Raw genomic sequence first — 16,264 nt, forward strand, 5'->3', positions numbered from 1 at the left:
CTTGCCGAGCCACTGAAGCCGTTGCAGCCGGCAAGCCGCACGGCTTGCCACTATCCCGCCATGAAGACCCGAATCGCTCTTGCCCAACTCAATGTCACCGTCGGCGATTTCGCCGGCAACGTCGCGAAGATCGTCGCCGCGGCACGCGCAGCGCACAACGATGGTGCGAAGCTGCTAATTGCCCCAGAGCTCGCGCTGTCCGGCTATCCGCCCGAAGACCTGTTGCTGCGTCCCGCGTTTTACGCGGCGAGTGCCGCGGCGCTCGCCGATCTCGCCGCACAGCTGGAGCCGTTCAAGGGCCTGCATGTGGTGGTCGGGCATCCGCATCGCGACACGGGGCTCGGCCATGGTAATGCAAACGCGCCGATCGAGCGCGGACTGCCGCCGGTCGACACCTTCAACGCCGCTTCGCTGATCGTCGACGGCAAGGTGGCCGGTACCTATCTGAAGCAGGATCTGCCGAATACCGAGGTCTTCGACGAGAAACGTTACTTCGCCTCGAGCCCGAAGCCGTTCGTGTTCGAACTCGACGGCGTGAAGTACGGCATCGTGATCTGCGAGGACGTGTGGCATGCCTCGGCGGCGCAGCTTGCTAAAGCGGCCGGCGCCCAGGTGCTGCTGATCCCGAACGGCTCGCCGTATCACCTGAACAAGGAGGCGGTGCGCATCGACATCCTGCGCGCGCGGATCCGCGAGACCGGCCTGCCGATGATCTACGTGAACATGGTCGGCGCGCAGGACGAACTGGTATTCGACGGCGGATCGTTCGTGCTCGATGCGCAGGGCGAACTGGTGGCGAAGATGGCGCAGTTCGAGGAAGGTCATGCGATCGTCGAGTTCGACGGCGCGACGCCTGTGCGTGCCGCGGTTGCGCCCGAGCAGTCGCTCGAAGCGCAGGTGTACGCGGCGCTTGTGCTCGGCGTGCGCGACTACATCAACAAGAACGGCTTTCCGGGCGCGTTGATCGGCCTGTCGGGCGGCGTCGATTCCGCGCTGGTGCTGGCGGTGGCCTGCGATGCGCTCGGTCCCGATCGAGTGCGCGCCGTGATGATGCCGTCGCGCTACACAGCGGATATTTCCACCACCGATGCCGCCGAAATGGCACGCCGCGTCGGTGTGCGCTACGACGAGATCGCGATTGCGCCGATGTTCGACGCGTTTCGCACGTCGCTTGCCGGCGAGTTCGCTGGGCGCGTCGAAGATGCCACTGAAGAAAACATTCAGGCGCGCATCCGCGGCACGCTGCTGATGGCGCTGTCGAACAAGTTCGGCTCGATCGTGCTGACCACCGGCAACAAGAGCGAGATGGCGGTCGGCTATTGCACGCTGTACGGCGACATGGCCGGCGGCTTCGCGGTGCTCAAGGACATCGCGAAGACACTGGTGTACCGGCTGTGCCGCTATCGCAATGCGGCGACCTCGTTCGCGACGCGCGACGTGATTCCCGAGCGCATCCTGACACGCGCACCGTCGGCGGAACTGCGCGACAACCAGACCGACCAGGACAGCCTGCCGCCGTACGAAGTGCTCGATGCGATCATGCGTATGTATATGGAAGAGGACCGGTCGCTGGCGGAAATCGTCGCAGCTGGTTTTGCCGTCGACGACGTGAAGCGCGTCACGCGTCTGATCAAGATCAACGAATACAAGCGTCGTCAGGCGCCGATCGGCATTCGCGTGACGCATCGCGCGTTTGGGCGTGACTGGCGCTATCCGATCACATCGCGCTATACGGAGCCTACCGAGTAACGCCGTAGCCAACGCCACAGCCCGTTTCCGGTGCGCAGGCAACGCGCCCGGTGCGGCGTAGAATCGGCAGCATCCCTAGTTCTGTTTTTCGACACCGAAAGAGGTACGCCATGAAACGCATCACTGCAGTCATCAAACCGTTCAAGCTCGACGAAGTGCGTGAGGCGCTTGCGGAAGTCGGTCTGACGGGGCTGACCGTTACCGAGGTCAAAGGCTTCGGTCGTCAGAAGGGCCACACCGAGCTGTATCGCGGCGCGGAATACGTGGTCGACTTCCTGCCGAAAGTGAAGATCGAAGTCGTGGTGGCGAACGACCAGTGCGATCAGGTGATCGACGCGATCATCGGCGCGGCGCGTACCGGCAAGATCGGCGACGGCAAGATTTTCGTGGCCGAAGTCGAACGCGTGATCCGCATCCGCACCGGCGAAGAAAACGAAGCAGCCGTTTGAACACGGTGTTTCGCAGACGGTAATGGTCCGGCATTGCACCGCACCGGTGCGTGCGATGTGCGTGGCCCAGAAATAAAAAACGGTGCGATCCCCTTGACGGACATCGCACCGATACGCGCCTCTCGCAGCAGCGTGAAAACGTTTCTACATCTGTTCTGTCAGCAGCGTCCGATTAGAACGAGTGCTGGATACCTGCGTACACGCCGGTCTGGCTCTTGCCCGGCAGCGGGTTTTCGTTATAGCCGGCGGAGGTGTTGCCACCATTGCCCGGGTTGTTGGCATCGAGGCCGAAGTTAGCGTTCTTGCTGTTACGCACCGAAGCGACCTGGATGTCCAGCAGCGTGCGCTTGGACAGGTTGTACGAACCGCCAACCGTGTAGATCGTCGCGTTGCCAGCACCATTGTTTGCGTTCACGTGATACACGGCTGCGATCAGTGCAGCGGCCGGCGTGGCTTGCCACGTTACGCCGCCCCATGCCTGGTTGGTCGTTGTCGGCGTGCCGAACGGTACGTTCGTTTCACCCGACGTGCGGACCACCTGGTAGACGCCCTGCACCTTGAACTGACCAAGGAACACGTTCACGCCGGCGAAGTATTCACGACCGAAGGCGAACGGGCCGGCCGGGCTACCTGCCGTCGGGTCGCCGAGGCTACCGGTCGTTGCGTTGCGGATTTCGTCGTACAGGCCACGAATCTGGAACAGCGAGTTCGTGTAGGTAATCTGCAGACCGTCCTGACGACCTTGGGCAGCGCCATTGCCACCGTTCCAGCTCGTCGAGTTCGACAGCGAGTACTGGCCGTACACGTCAAAGCCACCGAACTTCGGCGACTGGTACGACACGTTGTTGCTCGATTGCGTCCAGTTACGGCCGCGTACCAGCGATGCCGACGACCAGTTCGACTGGCCAAACGGATCGAAGTCCCACACGCCGTTGGCGATGAAGAGTTCACGACCGAGGAGCAGGGTACCGAACTGGTCGTTCGCTACACCAACCGTTGCCCAACGATTGAAGATACCGTTGTTGCCCGGGCCTTGACCGTTCATCGTGTTGAAGCTGCCTTCCAGCTGGAACAGCACCTTGTTGCCGCCACCGATGTCTTCAACGCCCTTCATCCCCCACAGGCTCGTACCCCAGTCGCCGCTCTCGGCTCTGAAACGGCTGGTGGATCCGGTGTAGCTACTGTTCGGAAGGCCGCTGATGTATTCGAGACCAGCGTCGAGGCGTCCATACAACGTCACGCTACTCTGTGCCTGTGCCGCTACGCCGATCGTCAGCAGCGAAGCCGCGAGCAATACTTTCTTCATCTTCTCCTCCATACCCTGTCAAAAAGTAAACCCAGTTACTGCAAGAGTGTCCGGACGCGCGAACGCCGAACAGAAATCTTGTTTTGGGGAGATTCGCGGACGGGTCGGACGCGATGGGGGACGAGCAGCCGCGCGGGCTGTCTATTCGTCTTTCCGATCCCTCGCGACCGGTATCTCCTGTGTGGTTTGAAGTGAAACTACTTTTAATGAACTTTGTTTTGCTACTTTGGTTACTAATTTAGCAAAAATAGCCTGGCGTGGGCGAAGAAATTAGAACCCCTCCGAACAATTGTCGCCAAATTGCAATACTGTCATGCGCAGCGGCACTAAACAGACCCCCTGTTTATCCTGAAAACCCTTGTCCAGTAAGGGAAACACGGATCGGCGCAAGCAATCCTAAGGATTGCCACTATTGACGCTGAAAATCGTCGGGAGTAATGCGTTTAGTGCGGAATTTTGCGCACATTGCGGGATTCGGAGGCTCGAAATGTGTAACCGGCCCACCAATAAGAAAGGCGCTGTAAGCGCCTTGTAAAACTACTTTAACTACATTCGCGGTCTGGGACGCGCAATTGCCGGGGTCATTTAAGACTGCCGGCGAGAAACTGTCGAAGGCGCTCGCTTTTCGTCCGGCCAAATACCTCGTCCGGCGCGCCTTCTTCCTCGACCCGCCCCTGGTGCAGGAACATCACATGGTTCGACACGTTGCGCGCGAACGCCATTTCGTGCGTGACGACGATCATCGTGCGGCCTTCCTCGGCGAGCGTCTGCATCACCTTCAGCACTTCGCCGACCAGTTCGGGATCGAGCGCGGAGGTCGGCTCGTCGAACAGCATCACGTCCGGATGCATCGCGAGCGCCCGTGCGATCGCCACGCGCTGCTGCTGGCCGCCCGACAGATGCGACGGATACTGCTTCTCCACACGCGGCGCGAGACCCACCTTTTCCAGGTAGGTGCGCGCACGGTCTTCCGCTTCCTTGCGCGACAGGCCGAGCACGTGCCGCGGCGCCTCGATGACGTTTTCGAGCACGTTCATGTGGGCCCACAGGTTGAAGTGCTGGAACACCATCGCAAGCTTGGTGCGCACGCGCTGCAACTGCTTGTGATCGGCCACGCGCAGCGCGCCGTGCTTGTCTTTCGCGGTGCGTACTTCTTCGTTGTCGACGAAGATGCGGCCCGCGTTCGGTTGTTCGAGAAAATTGATGCAGCGAAGCATCGTGCTCTTGCCCGAGCCCGACGAGCCGATCACGCTGATCACATCGCCGCGGTTCGCCCGGAGCGATACGCCCTTGAGCACTTCGTTGTCGCCGTACTGCTTGTGCAGGTTATCGATGAAAAGCTTTTGCGTCGGGGTACTCATTGACTCATTTCCCTTGCGGCCGCAGATAGGCGAGCCAGCGGTGTTCAGCGCGCCGGAACAGGCCGACGAGCGTGAACGAAATAGCGAGGTACAGCAATGCGGCAATGCCGAAGGCGCCGAACGATTGATACGTGGCGGAGTTCACGTCGCGCGCGATCTTGAGGATGTCCGGCACGGTCGCGGTGAATGCCACGGTCGTTGCGTGCAGCATCAGGATCACTTCGTTGCTGTAGTAGGGCAGTGCGCGGCGCAGCGCGGACGGCAGGATCACGCGCCGGTACAGCGTGAACGACGACATGCCGTAGGCGCGGGCCGCTTCGATTTCGCCGTACGGCGTTGCCCGGATCGCACCGGCGAAGATTTCGGTGGTGTAGGCGCAGGTGTTCAACGTGAAGGCGAGCAGCGTGCAGTGCATGCCGTCGCGAAAGAACGCGTTGGTCAGTTCGTGATTGCGGATCACTTCGAGGCTGTAGAGGCCGGTATAGCAGAGCAGTAGCTGCACATACAGCGGCGTGCCGCGGAACACATAGGTATAGAGCCACACCAGCCGCAACAGCCACTTCTTCTTCGACACGCGTGCAACCGAGAGCGGAATCGACAGGCAGAAGCCCAGTCCGATCGACACAGCAAGCAGCCACAGCGTGATCGCGACGCCGGTAAACCGATAGCCGTCGGTGTACAGATAGTTGCGCCAGTACTCCTGAAACAGCTCGATCATAGGTCCGCCTTGCGTACGCCGGAGGAGTAGCGCTTTTCGAGGTACATCAGCACGAAGTTCGACACCGTCGTAATGCCCAGATAGATCGCACCCGCGAGCAGGGTGAAGAAGAAGAACCGCAGCGTGCCCTTGCCGGCATCCTGCGAGGCTTTCACGACGTCGGCGAGACCGATGATCGACACCAGCGCGGTCGCCTTCACCATCACCTGCCAGTTGTTGCCGATGCCGGGCAGCGCGAAGCGCATCATCTGCGGGAACATGATCCGTGAGAACACCTGCCAGCCGCTCATCCCGTAGGCCGAGCCGGCCTCCAGCTGGCCGCGCGGAACCGCGAGAAACGCGCCGCGGAAGGTTTCAGTGAAGTACGCGCCGTAGATGAAGCCGAGCACCGCGACGCCCGCGACGAACGGATCGATATCGATCTGATCCCAGCCGAGCAGGTCGGTCAGGTTGTTGAGCCAGATCTGGATGCTGTAGAACAGCAGCAGCATCAGCACGAGATCGGGCACGCCGCGGATCAGCGTCGTATACAGCGTGCCGACGCCGTAGGTCAGCCGGTTCTTCGACAGCTTCGCCGCTGCGCCGAGCAGGCCGAGCAGGAAGGCGAAGGCAAGCGACAAGACCGCCAGCTTGACGGTTTGCCACGTGCCGGAGAGGATCAGCGGGCCATAGCCTTGAAGAAACATAAAGGTCCCTGACGGTGCGCCGTTGCGCCCCGCGAAAGACGCGGCTACCAGTGGGCGCGTGCCGCGGAGTCCCGGTGAACTCCTGCGATGCGCGCGCTACGGCGTGCCGCTGTGCGAATCATGACTGTCTTGCCGTTGCCGGCACGACAGCGCGTTTTCCGACTGACTACGATTGCTTTTGACTGCGTGTGATCCGCGTTTGACCCGCGTTTGCCCGTTAGCGCCTGTAGTCTAGGCGGCCAAAAATGTGCTGCCGCTTCGATCTCGTTTCGATCTTTCAAACGCTGCGTTTCCTCGCGCCGCCCGGTGGACAGGGCTGTGCGGGGAGGTGTCTCGATGCGGACCACCGGAAAAGCGCGGTATTTTACCCGAACGGACGGGGTGCGCCAGTCGGGTACACCAGCACGGACAGCGGGAAAAATCGCTGTCGCTTGCGGCACGACGCCGCATCCGCGGCCGCGCCACGACGCGGATTGGGTGGATTTACGGAACGATCCGGTGCAGCGACGCGGATTGTGTGAGGGGCATGTCGGCCATACATTGTTCCCATCGCACACTAATGACGGGAGATCGCCATGATCGAGATTCGCCGCTCCGCCGAGCGAGGCCATGCAAACCACGGCTGGCTCGACTCGTACCACAGCTTTTCGTTTGCCGATTACTACGACGAAGCGCATACGCACTACGGGCCGCTACGCGTGATCAACGAGGACCGCATTGCGGGCGGCCAGGGTTTCGGCGCGCATGGCCATCGCGACATGGAAATCGTGACGTACGTGCTGGACGGTGCGCTGTCGCATCGCGACAGCATGGGCAACGGCTCGACCATTCGTCCCGGCGATGTCCAGCGCATGAGCGCCGGCACCGGTGTCAAACACAGCGAGTTCAATGCGTCGAAGGAAGCGCCGCTGCATCTGCTGCAGATCTGGGTCATGCCGAAGCGCGTCGGCGACCAGCCGGGCTACGAGGAAAAGCGCTTCGAGGATGCCGAGAAGCGCGGCCGTCTGCGTGTCGTCGCTTCGCCGGATGGGCGCGATGGGTCGGTGACGATCCATGCGGATGCATCGATCCACGCGGGGTTGTTCGACGGCGCGGAACAAGGGCAGTTCGCCCTGCCGGCGGGGCGGCGCGCATACGTGCATGTCGCGCGGGGTGCGGTGAGCGTGAACGGCAGCGCGCTACAGGCCGGCGACGCGGCGATGATCGAGGGTGTGGACAGCGTCACGCTCACGAACGGCGAAGCGGCTGAAGTGCTGCTGTTCGATCTCGCCTGACGGGAGTGGCCACCAGTCTGCCGCGGTTGCTGTAGTCGTTGCAGATAGAAACCGAAGCGGCAACAAAAGCAGAAGCAGAAACGCCACGCGATGCATCACCGCGTGGCGTTTTCTTTATGCACAACGACCGCACTTACGGTTTGAGGCCTATCGCCCCCGACGCGCCGCCATGCTGTTCCCAGCGTTCGTGCATCTTGTCGCGGCGTGCCGCCATCTTCGCGAAGTGCTGTTTCAGCGCCGTGCTGACGATGGTCTTTTGCTGATCGTTCAGGCCGTTGTAGAAGTTCAGCCAGGCCGTCGTGGTCTGCTCGCGCAGTTGCGCGTTCTGCTGTTCGACACGCTGATGCGCGTCATGCAGCGCGTTCAGATCGAGAATAGGCTGCTGTTGCAACGCCTCGAACTGCTGCTTCATCTGCTGATGATTCGCACGTGCTGCGCTGCGATTCTGCTTCATCGTGTCGAGCGCGGCCTGCCATTGCTTTTCCTGGTCGGCATTCAGGTTCAGCTGGCCGTGCAACTGGTTCAGCTGCTTCTCGAACTGACCGTGGTGCCAGCCCGGGCCGCCCGCGGGGGCGTCGGACTGTCCTGCGGCGTAGGCAATGCCGACGCCAAGTGCGAGCGAGGCGGCAGCAACGGCGAGGAAGCGCGTGGGTTTGACGGACATTCTGTTGGACATCGAGGTGCTCCTTATGATGAACTAGCCGGCGATGCGGCAGACACGGAAACAGCGTCGCCGCATCCGGTAATGCACAGCGTAGAGGGGCGCTCGATGCGTCGTGTTACGCCGCATACCGCGGGTGTTACGCGACATTACGCGCGCCTTTCGCGGTAACACCCGGTAACCCTTTGACGACCGGCGGGGGCCGAAACGGCTGGTCTGGCGCGTTAAACTTCGCCCCATGACTACTCAAATCCTTGTCGTCGACGACGACGTCGAACTGCGCGACCTGCTGCGCGACTACCTTGCCCGCCAGGGGATCGAGGTTTCGGTGCTGCACGATGCCGGCTCGCTCGAACGCCGGCTCGAACGCGAGCGTCCCGATCTGATCGTGCTCGACCTGATGATGCCTGGCGTCGACGGGCTGACCGCGCTGCGCAAGCTGCGCGCGGCCGGCGACGATATCCCCGTGATCATGCTGACTGCCCGTGCGGACGATGTGGACCGCATCGTCGGTCTCGAACTCGGCGCGGACGACTACCTCGGCAAGCCGTTCAACCCGCGCGAACTGCTGGCTCGCGTGCAGGCGGTGCTGCGGCGGCGCCGTACGCTGCCGTCGGCGGCGGCGCCGGAGCAGCGCGAACCGTTTACGTTCGGCCGCTTTACGCTCGATTTCCAGTCCCGCACGCTGCATCAGGAAGGCCGGCCGCTCACGCTGTCGGGCAGTGAATTCGCGCTACTGAAGATCTTCGTCAACCACCCCATGCGCACGCTCACGCGCGAGCGCCTGCTCGAACTGCTGCACGGCCCGGAATACGACGGCACCGATCGCGGCATCGACGTGCAGGTGTGGCGTCTGCGGCGCATCCTCGAAACCGACCCCTCGGTTCCGCGCTTCATTCAGACGGTCCGCGGGCGCGGTTACGTATTCGTGCCTGACGGCGAGCAACATGCGCCGTCCCATTGATACGCTGTTCGGACGACTGACGTTCCTGGTCGTCGGCGTGCTGCTGATATCGCATTTCGCGGGCTATGTGCTGTTTCGCCTCGAGCGCAACCAGTTTCAGAATCGCTACGCAGTAGAAGAAGCGGTGTTCCTCGTCGACGCCGTGCGCCAGCACGTCGTGCACGATCCCGATCAGCCGTTGCCTTCGCGGGTGCGGCTGGTCGATCCCAGCAGTGACGCTGTGCCACCGGATAACCCGAATCTGCCGGCGTCGTTGCGCCGTTTCGTCGACGATGTGCGCGACCGGGTGCCGAACACGACCCAGGTGCGCATCGGCACGCCGGGCAAGCCACCCACGCTGTGGGTACGCGCGGCCACCGATCCCAACTGGATCGTCGTACCGGTCCAGCCGTTGCGACCGCCGCGCTCGTTCGACCGGATGGTGTTGTGGCTCACGATCATCTTTTCCGCCGGCGTGATGGCGGCGTTGCTGGCCGCGTGGCAGTTGCAGCAGCCATTGCGCTCGCTGGCGCAGGCCGTTGCGCGCTTCGGCCGTGGTCTGCCGGTGCCGCCGCTACCGGAGCGCGGCCCGCGCGAACTGCGGCAACTCACGCATGGTTTCAACCAGATGGTTCAGGAAGTCGCGCGCACCGAGAACGATCGCGCGGTCATGCTCGCGGGTGTGGCGCACGACCTGAAGACGCCGCTTGCGCGGCTGCGGCTGCGCGCCGAGATGATGGACGAGGCGAAGGCGCGCGACGGCGTCGTGCGCGACGTCGACTCGATGACCCATATCGTCGAGCAGTTTCTCGTGTTCGCGCATGACGGCGCGGATCGCAGCGAAGCGGTCGAGGTCGATGCGCAATGCGACCGGATCGTGCGCAGCTATCGCGCCGTGGCGGCCGGTGCGCCGGCCGTGCAGAGCGATCTGGCAGCAGGCGAGGGCTTCCGGCTGCCGGCCGCGACGCTCGACCGGATTCTTTCGAACCTGCTCGACAACGCACATGCGTACGGCGCGCCGCCGATCGTCGTGGCGACCGCGCGCGTCGCGGGTGGCTTCGCGCTATCGGTCAGCGACAACGGCAAGGGCATTGCCGCCCAGGATCTGCTCAACGCGAGCCGGCCGTTCGTGCGGCTCGATCCGGCGCGCGGCGGCAACGGCCATAGCGGGCTCGGTCTCGCGATCGTCGAACGGCTGGTGCGCCGGGCGGGCGGCGAATGGGAAATCGGCAATCACGACGGCAGCGGCCTGCGCGTGCTGATGACGTTCCCGGACGAAGTCATGCCCAAGGTGGCCGCGGTCGCGCAGAGCGCCTGGTAGGCGCGGCGCCTGTTTTCGTCTATTGCCGTCTACTCAGTGAAGAGCGTGTTGAGCGCGGCAGCGGCTTCGCTGTCTACCGTGTTCCACGTCACCGTTTCCGCTTCGAAGATGTAGTGCGTCGTGTACTTGCCGAGGCGCGCGAGAATTTCCTCCTGGATCAGTTCCGGCGCCACATCCAGCTTCAGATACCACGCGGTCGACGACAGGCGGGTCTGGAATGCGCCGTATTCGGCCAGCAGATGGTCGAACGCATCGGCGTCCTGATCGCGGCAGACGATGACCAGATTTCCCTTCATGCAAACCTCCCGGTAGAGCAGTAACGAATCAACCTTCTGACGAAAGTCGCGAAGGGTGATCATACCTGCCTGGTCTACAACCGTTGAAGTCGCAACGAGTCGATCTCTACTGCAAGTCACGCCCGCCTCGCCGCGTGCGTCAGGTCACCAGGCGGTCACGGCGGCGCGCGCGGGCGGTGCCGTATCGCCGGCACGCACCGCTTCGCTGCGGTCGCGGCCACCCGACTTCGCCGTGTAAAGCGCGTGGTCCGCGCGGCTCATCAAGCGCTCTGCGGGATCGTCGGGGCCGAGTTCGGTGATACCGATGCTCACGCTCAGTTTGACCGGTGCAGGTAGCGTCGCGCTCGGCGCGTTCCTGAACCGGATGCGCAGCCGCTCGACGGTTTCGAAGCCCGCCGCGAGCGCGGTGGCGGGCAGCAGGATGCCGAATTCTTCACCGCCCAGCCGGCCGATCGCATCGCCGTCGCGCAACTCGATCCGGCAGGTGCCGACGAAGTGCTCGAGCGCACGGTCGCCGGCGGCGTGGCCGAAGCGGTCGTTGATCTGCTTGAAATGGTCGAGGTCGGCGATGGCCATGCACAACGGCTCGCCGGCGTGTCGCGCGCGTTCGATCTCGTGGCGCAGCAAGTCGAGGAAGTAGCGGCGCGACAACGCGCCGGTCAGTGCGTCATGGCGCGCCTCGGCGGAGAGCAGCGTATTGGCCGATTGCAGTTGCTCGGCGAGATGGCGCGTCGCGCTGTGGTGGCGGCGCTCGCGCAGGTATGACAGCGTGAGAACGCAAAGCAGTGCGGCGCCGCCAGCGAGCGTGACGAACACCAGCAGACGGTCGCGCCGATGCGTGTACAGGAGCTCCGGCCACGCGGCGACCGGATCGACGATATGCGAGGCGAGCTTCGAGTTCAGGCCGTCGCGTACCTCGTATAGCGCGGGCGACTGGTGCACAGGTGTCTGGAAGAACTGTCCGGCGAGCGCGTTTGGTACCCACGGTGCATCGTCGCGCAACTGGCTGACGGGACGAATACTCAGGTCCGCAAAATGATCCCGCCGATACAGCTCGCTGCGTTCGGTGGCACTCATCTGCGTCGCGCGAGAACCTGGCAGTGCATGGTTTTCGAGCACGTTGTCGTGGGCCATGATGATCACGCCGTTGCCGTCCGTGACGAAGGTGCCCGGGTGCGCGACCCAGTGCCGCAATCTCGCGATGCCCACCCGCGCGACGACTGCGCCGACCAGTGCGCCGTCGTTGTAAACCGGCACGGCGATGAAGATGCCGGGCTCGCGGTGCCGCGGACTCACCCCGTAGATCTCCTCGAAGGCGCCCAGTAACGCGTTCGTCAGCCAGGCGTGCGAGCGCATGTCGATACCGACCAGCGAGCGCGGTGCGTTCGCGTTACTCGATGCGACGCACAGGCCGTTGGCATTGACGAGCCAGATGATGTCGAGTCCGGAGTAGCCCTGAGCGTCCTGCAGGAACCGGCTGATGGCGGCCAGCGCGGGTTGTTTGAGCAGCGTGTCGCGTTGCGGCGATTCCGCGCCGGCGCCGTTCGCGGCATAATTCCGCGACTGCGCGAGCGCGTGCTGGATCGTGTCGAGTTCGGCCATCGTCGCCGGGACCGCGCGAAACATCGCGAGGTCGCTGGCAATGACCTGGGCCATGTTGTCGACCACCGACGCGGACATCTGCCGCTGCGTGCGTACCGCGGCGTTCAGTTCTTGCTGTACCATCCGGTCCGCGGCCAGGCCGGCCGCGAACCAGCAGACGAACGCGATCAGCAGAAGGCTGACGGGTCCGGCTGCCGCACGCAAGTTTGTCCTGTTCATCGACCCTCTGGTCCGTCGACTTTGTCTGGATGCCGCGAGGTCGTTTGGCGCGGCGGTTCGATTTTAACCGCCGGAGGTACGCGCAGATGTGTGCCCGCGCGCACGTACGCCGGCAGGTTCATCACGGTTGAGCGAGGGGTCGCCCGAACCTGTGGGGCTGCGGGGGTGTGGCTCGTATGCGACGTTCGGACGATAGACGAGCGAGGCGGCGGAAGATTCAACCGCCCGTTTGCCGCGAAAGGTTGTGCCTGAAACACAGGTTGTAGTAGTGTCGTGCCGTCCAAAACAAGGAAAGCTCGCCGGTTTCTTTCAGAACACATCTGTTGTAACGGATGCGTTCTTCGTGCGGCAGGTGCCGGTGCAGTTCGCCGCGCCGGTTGCCACGCCCGGCCACTGCGTCTTAACGCCAACGAATTACCGCGCACAAGCGTCCAGTCATGTCTGATTTCCGCTTTCCGGACCGATCCTTCCCCTGCCACCCGCGCTGGACGCGGCTTTCCATAGTCTGCACGGCGGCCCCGAGCCCGGCTCGCCGCTACCGGGAGGGCATCTGATGGACTTCAGTTTCAATCTGAGTCGCACCGCCAATGCGTCCGCATGGCGAGTCTTGCCCAACCGCTGGGACTTCGTCGCGTTCCCGCTGATCATCTGCCTGATCGCGATGGCGGCGATCGGCTTTCATGAATCGATGGCGCCGATATCGACGCTGAAAACCCAGGTCATCTCGCTCGATCCGACCAATCTGCCCGAGTACGCGATGCGCACGACGCTGCGCATGCTCGCCGCAATGGTTGCTTCGCTGACCTTCACACTGGTTTACGGCACGCTTGCGGCGAAGAGCCGGCGCGCCGGTCTCGTGCTGGTGCCGATTCTCGACATCCTGCAGTCGGTGCCGGTGCTCGGCTACATTTCGTTTACGGTGACGTTCTTTCTGGCGCTGTTCCCGGGCCGCGTGCTCGGTGCCGAACTCGCGGCGATCTTCGCGATCTTCACGAGCCAGGCCTGGAACATGACGTTCAGCTTCTATCAGTCGCTGCGCACCGTGCCGCGCGATCTCGACGAGGTGTCGCGCGGTTTTCATCTGACGTCGTGGCAACGTTTCTGGAAACTCGAAGTCCCGTTCTCGATGCCGGGTCTCATCTGGAACATGATGATGTCGATGTCGGGCGGCTGGTTCTTCGTCGTTGCGTCGGAAGCGATCACGGTCGGCAACAACACGATCACGCTGCCGGGCATCGGCGCGTTTCTCGCGCAGGCAATCTCCGAGAAGAACCTGCATGCGATCGGCTGGGTCATCCTGGCCATGACCGTCGTGATTCTTGCTTACGATCAACTGCTGTTCCGTCCGCTCGTCGCGTGGGCCGACAAGTTCCGCATGGAAAACACGAGTTCGGGCGATGCGCCGGAATCGTGGCTGCTCGACCTGATTCGCCGCACGCGGCTGATCCACCGTCTGCTCGTGCCGCTCGGCTGGTTGTTCGCGAACGCGGCACGTGTGCCGCTGCGTCTGCCGTCGTTCGACCGCGCGCGCTTTGCGATTCCGCAGCGGCAGAAATCGTCGCGCGTCGGCGATATTGTGTGGGCGATCTTCGTGATCCTGCTGACGGTGTACGTCGTGTATCGCGTGATCGAGTACGTCAGTACCGGCGTGTCGCTCGGCGAAGTCGGGCACGTGATCGTGCTCGGGCTCATCACCTTGCTGCGGGTGGCGCTGCTGATCGCGCTGTCGTCGGTGATCTGGGTACCGCTCGGCGTGTTGATCGGGCTGCGCCCGGCGCTCGCCGAGAAGATCCAGCCGCTCGCGCAGTTTCTGGCGGCGTTCCCGGCGAACCTGCTGTTCCCGGTATTCGTGATCGTGATCGTGCGCTTTCACCTGAATCCGGACATCTGGCTGTCGCCGCTGATCGTGCTCGGCACCCAGTGGTATATCCTTTTCAACGTGATCGCAGGCGCGAGTTCCTACCCGAACGACTACCGCGAGGCGGCCGCCAACTTCCGCATCCGCGGCTGGCAATGGTGGCGCCAGGTGATGTTGCCGGGCATCTTCCCGTACTACGTGACCGGTGCGATCACTGCGTCTGGCGGTGCGTGGAACGCCAGTATCGTGGCCGAATACGTGCAGTGGGGCGACACCAAACTCTCGGCACACGGTCTCGGCTCGTACATTGCGCAGACTACGGCCGCCGGCGATTTCCCGAAGATCATTCTTGGCATCGCCGTGATGTCGCTGTTCGTTACCTTGTTCAACCGCCTGTTGTGGCGTCCGATGTACGCCTATGCCGAAGCCAAGCTTCGGCTCGACTGACCGCTTCATTAAGGCCAAACGCGATGCAAAATCCTAAAGCTGCCCTAACCGCCGGCTCCACCGATACGCCGAAGCCGCCGCGCCTCGGCGACGAAATCCTGAACGTCAAGGATGTGTGCCGCGGCTTCAATAAGTCGCAGGGCGAACTGCTGGTCCTCGACGGCGTGAACGTGGCGCTGCGCGAAGGCGAGATCGTCGGCCTGCTCGGTCGTTCGGGCTCGGGCAAGTCGACGCTGCTGCGCATCATCGCCGGACTGATCGAGCCGACCGGCGGCGACGTGACCTATATGGGCCAGCCGCTGGACGGCCCCGCCAAGGGTGTCGCGATGGTCTTCCAGACCTTCGCCTTGTTCCCGTGGCTGACCGTGCTGCAGAACGTGGAAGCGGGCCTCGAGGCGCAGGGCGTCGGAGCGCGCGAGCGGCGCGAACGTGCGCTGGCGGCGATCGATCTGATCGGTCTCGACGGTTTCGAAAACGCGTATCCGCGCGAGCTGTCCGGCGGTATGCGGCAGCGCGTCGGGTTCGCTCGCGCGCTCGTCGTCGATCCGACCTTGCTGCTGATGGACGAACCGTTCTCCGCACTCGACGTGCTGACCGCCGAAACCCTGCGTACCGATCTGCTCGATCTGTGGACGCAAGGGCGCATGCCGATCAAGTCGGTGCTGATCGTCACGCACAACATCGAAGAAGCGGTGTTCATGTGCGACCGGATTCTCGTGCTGTCGTCGAATCCGGGCCGCGTGATCGCCGAGATCAAGGTGCCGTTCAAGCATCCGCGCAACCGGCTCGATCCGGCGTTCCGCCGGCTCGTCGACGACATCTACGCGAAGATGACCGCGCGCCAGACCGACGAAGCGACGAAGAAGGGCCTGGAGCTGGGCAGCTGGCTGCCGCAGGTGTCGACCAACCTGATGGCGGGTCTGATCGAAACACTCGCGGCGCCGCCGTATCACGGCCGCGCGGACATGCCGGAAATTGCCCGTTCGCTGCATCTTGAGGTCGACGATCTGTTCCCGATCGCAGAAGTATTGCAGTACCTCGGTTTTGCCGACGTGCGCGAAGGCGACGTGTTCCTCACGCCGCCGGCGCGCGTGTTCTCCGAGTTCGGCACGCAGGAACGCAAGATGATGTTTGCCGACCATCTGCTGCGCCATGTGCCGCTGGCGGCGCGGATCAAGAAGGTGCTCAACGAACGCCCGGGCCATCGCGCGCCGCGCGTGCGTTTCGAGCAGGAGCTGGAGGATTTTCTGTCGGACAGCGCCGCGGAAGAGACGCTCGATTCCGTGATCGACTGGGGCCGTTACGGCGAGATCTTCTCGTATAACGACCAGACGGAAATTTTCAGTCTCGAGGACGTGGAGTCCTGAGCGGCGG

14 protein-coding genes are annotated in these 16,264 nt (G+C 63.2%); 7 read left to right on the forward strand and 7 right to left on the reverse strand.

Features of this window, described 5'->3' with window-relative positions:
- The first annotated feature begins 60 nt into the window (after nucleotides 1–60).
- A complete protein-coding gene (locus M0D65_RS28025) occupies nucleotides 61–1,749 on the forward strand; it encodes an NAD+ synthase (protein ID WP_091018643.1) in 1,689 nt (562 codons plus the stop codon).
- A gap of 110 nt (nucleotides 1,750–1,859) precedes the next feature.
- Nucleotides 1,860–2,198 carry a P-II family nitrogen regulator gene (glnK, locus tag M0D65_RS28030; protein WP_074265470.1) on the forward strand — a complete coding sequence of 113 codons (339 nt, stop codon included), beginning with the start codon at nucleotides 1,860–1,862 and terminating at the stop codon, nucleotides 2,196–2,198.
- A gap of 172 nt (nucleotides 2,199–2,370) precedes the next feature.
- Here the strand turns inward: glnK and M0D65_RS28035 are convergent, their stop codons facing one another.
- The 4 genes from M0D65_RS28035 to M0D65_RS28050 form a co-directional block, all read right to left on the reverse strand.
- A complete protein-coding gene (locus M0D65_RS28035) occupies nucleotides 2,371–3,504 on the reverse strand; it encodes a porin (protein ID WP_266255477.1) in 1,134 nt (377 codons plus the stop codon).
- 581 nt (nucleotides 3,505–4,085) lie between these two features.
- On the reverse strand, nucleotides 4,086–4,865 hold the full coding sequence (locus tag M0D65_RS28040; RefSeq protein ID WP_091018639.1) for an ABC transporter ATP-binding protein: 780 nt from the start codon (nucleotides 4,863–4,865) through the stop codon (nucleotides 4,086–4,088).
- A 4-nt stretch (nucleotides 4,866–4,869) separates the two neighbouring features.
- Nucleotides 4,870–5,583 (reverse strand): ABC transporter permease, encoded by a 714-nt coding sequence (locus M0D65_RS28045; protein WP_266255478.1) that lies wholly within the window; start codon nucleotides 5,581–5,583, stop codon nucleotides 4,870–4,872.
- Nucleotides 5,580–6,269, reverse strand: coding sequence for an ABC transporter permease (locus M0D65_RS28050; protein ID WP_091018634.1), 690 nt, complete (start codon nucleotides 6,267–6,269; stop codon nucleotides 5,580–5,582). Before M0D65_RS28050 ends, M0D65_RS28045 begins: the two co-directional genes overlap by 4 nt.
- Before the next feature lie 575 nt (nucleotides 6,270–6,844).
- On the opposite strand from M0D65_RS28050, the gene M0D65_RS28055 reads away from it, so the two are divergent.
- Nucleotides 6,845–7,543, forward strand: a complete 699-nt coding sequence (locus M0D65_RS28055) for a pirin family protein (RefSeq protein ID WP_266255479.1) — start codon at nucleotides 6,845–6,847, stop codon at nucleotides 7,541–7,543.
- Between the two features lie 133 nt (nucleotides 7,544–7,676).
- On the opposite strand, the gene M0D65_RS28060 is transcribed toward M0D65_RS28055, so the two are convergent.
- The gene (locus M0D65_RS28060; protein WP_266255617.1) at nucleotides 7,677–8,207 is read right to left on the reverse strand and encodes a periplasmic heavy metal sensor; all 531 of its coding nucleotides are present in this window, start codon (nucleotides 8,205–8,207) and stop codon (nucleotides 7,677–7,679) included.
- Nucleotides 8,208–8,442: 235 nt separating this feature from the next.
- Here M0D65_RS28060 and M0D65_RS28065 point away from each other — a divergent pair, with 235 nt between their 5' ends.
- Complete coding sequence (locus M0D65_RS28065; protein WP_096720089.1) at nucleotides 8,443–9,168, forward strand: response regulator; 726 nt, start codon at nucleotides 8,443–8,445, stop codon at nucleotides 9,166–9,168.
- On the forward strand, nucleotides 9,152–10,468 hold the full coding sequence (locus tag M0D65_RS28070) for an ATP-binding protein (protein WP_091018626.1): 1,317 nt from the start codon (nucleotides 9,152–9,154) through the stop codon (nucleotides 10,466–10,468). Before M0D65_RS28065 ends, M0D65_RS28070 begins: the two co-directional genes overlap by 17 nt.
- A gap of 29 nt (nucleotides 10,469–10,497) precedes the next feature.
- Here the strand turns inward: M0D65_RS28070 and M0D65_RS28075 are convergent, their stop codons facing one another.
- Complete coding sequence (locus tag M0D65_RS28075) at nucleotides 10,498–10,764, reverse strand: hypothetical protein (protein ID WP_091018721.1); 267 nt, start codon at nucleotides 10,762–10,764, stop codon at nucleotides 10,498–10,500.
- A gap of 144 nt (nucleotides 10,765–10,908) precedes the next feature.
- Nucleotides 10,909–12,585: a sensor domain-containing diguanylate cyclase gene (locus tag M0D65_RS28080; RefSeq protein WP_266255480.1), complete on the reverse strand. Its 1,677-nt coding sequence runs from the start codon at nucleotides 12,583–12,585 to the stop codon at nucleotides 10,909–10,911.
- 553 nt (nucleotides 12,586–13,138) lie between these two features.
- Here M0D65_RS28080 and M0D65_RS28085 point away from each other — a divergent pair.
- Nucleotides 13,139–14,890, forward strand: a complete 1,752-nt coding sequence (locus tag M0D65_RS28085; RefSeq protein ID WP_266255481.1) for an ABC transporter permease subunit — start codon at nucleotides 13,139–13,141, stop codon at nucleotides 14,888–14,890.
- 23 nt (nucleotides 14,891–14,913) lie between these two features.
- Nucleotides 14,914–16,257: a nitrate/sulfonate/bicarbonate ABC transporter ATP-binding protein gene (locus M0D65_RS28090; RefSeq protein WP_266255483.1), complete on the forward strand. Its 1,344-nt coding sequence runs from the start codon at nucleotides 14,914–14,916 to the stop codon at nucleotides 16,255–16,257.
- The last annotated feature ends 7 nt before the right edge of the window (nucleotides 16,258–16,264 follow it).

The sequence above is a fragment of the Paraburkholderia sp. CHISQ3 genome, from assembly GCF_030464945.1.
Classification (GTDB): domain Bacteria; phylum Pseudomonadota; class Gammaproteobacteria; order Burkholderiales; family Burkholderiaceae; genus Paraburkholderia; species Paraburkholderia megapolitana.

Bases quoted from the DNA above. Each gene is read 5' to 3' on its own strand.
- M0D65_RS28070 (WP_091018626.1), top strand. From the start codon at position 9,152: ATGCGCCGTCCCATTGATACGCTGTTCGGACGACTGACGTTCCTGGTC.
- M0D65_RS28045 (WP_266255478.1), bottom strand. From the start codon at position 5,583: ATGATCGAGCTGTTTCAGGAGTACTGGCGCAACTATCTGTACACCGAC.
- M0D65_RS28025 (WP_091018643.1), top strand. From the start codon at position 61: ATGAAGACCCGAATCGCTCTTGCCCAACTCAATGTCACCGTCGGCGAT.
- glnK (WP_074265470.1), top strand. From the start codon at position 1,860: ATGAAACGCATCACTGCAGTCATCAAACCGTTCAAGCTCGACGAAGTG.
- M0D65_RS28080 (WP_266255480.1), bottom strand. From the start codon at position 12,585: ATGAACAGGACAAACTTGCGTGCGGCAGCCGGACCCGTCAGCCTTCTG.
- M0D65_RS28090 (WP_266255483.1), top strand. From the start codon at position 14,914: ATGCAAAATCCTAAAGCTGCCCTAACCGCCGGCTCCACCGATACGCCG.
- M0D65_RS28035 (WP_266255477.1), bottom strand. From the start codon at position 3,504: ATGAAGAAAGTATTGCTCGCGGCTTCGCTGCTGACGATCGGCGTAGCG.
- M0D65_RS28055 (WP_266255479.1), top strand. From the start codon at position 6,845: ATGATCGAGATTCGCCGCTCCGCCGAGCGAGGCCATGCAAACCACGGC.
- M0D65_RS28060 (WP_266255617.1), bottom strand. From the start codon at position 8,207: ATGTCCGTCAAACCCACGCGCTTCCTCGCCGTTGCTGCCGCCTCGCTC.
- M0D65_RS28050 (WP_091018634.1), bottom strand. From the start codon at position 6,269: ATGTTTCTTCAAGGCTATGGCCCGCTGATCCTCTCCGGCACGTGGCAA.
- M0D65_RS28075 (WP_091018721.1), bottom strand. From the start codon at position 10,764: ATGAAGGGAAATCTGGTCATCGTCTGCCGCGATCAGGACGCCGATGCG.
- M0D65_RS28040 (WP_091018639.1), bottom strand. From the start codon at position 4,865: ATGAGTACCCCGACGCAAAAGCTTTTCATCGATAACCTGCACAAGCAG.
- M0D65_RS28085 (WP_266255481.1), top strand. From the start codon at position 13,139: ATGGACTTCAGTTTCAATCTGAGTCGCACCGCCAATGCGTCCGCATGG.
- M0D65_RS28065 (WP_096720089.1), top strand. From the start codon at position 8,443: ATGACTACTCAAATCCTTGTCGTCGACGACGACGTCGAACTGCGCGAC.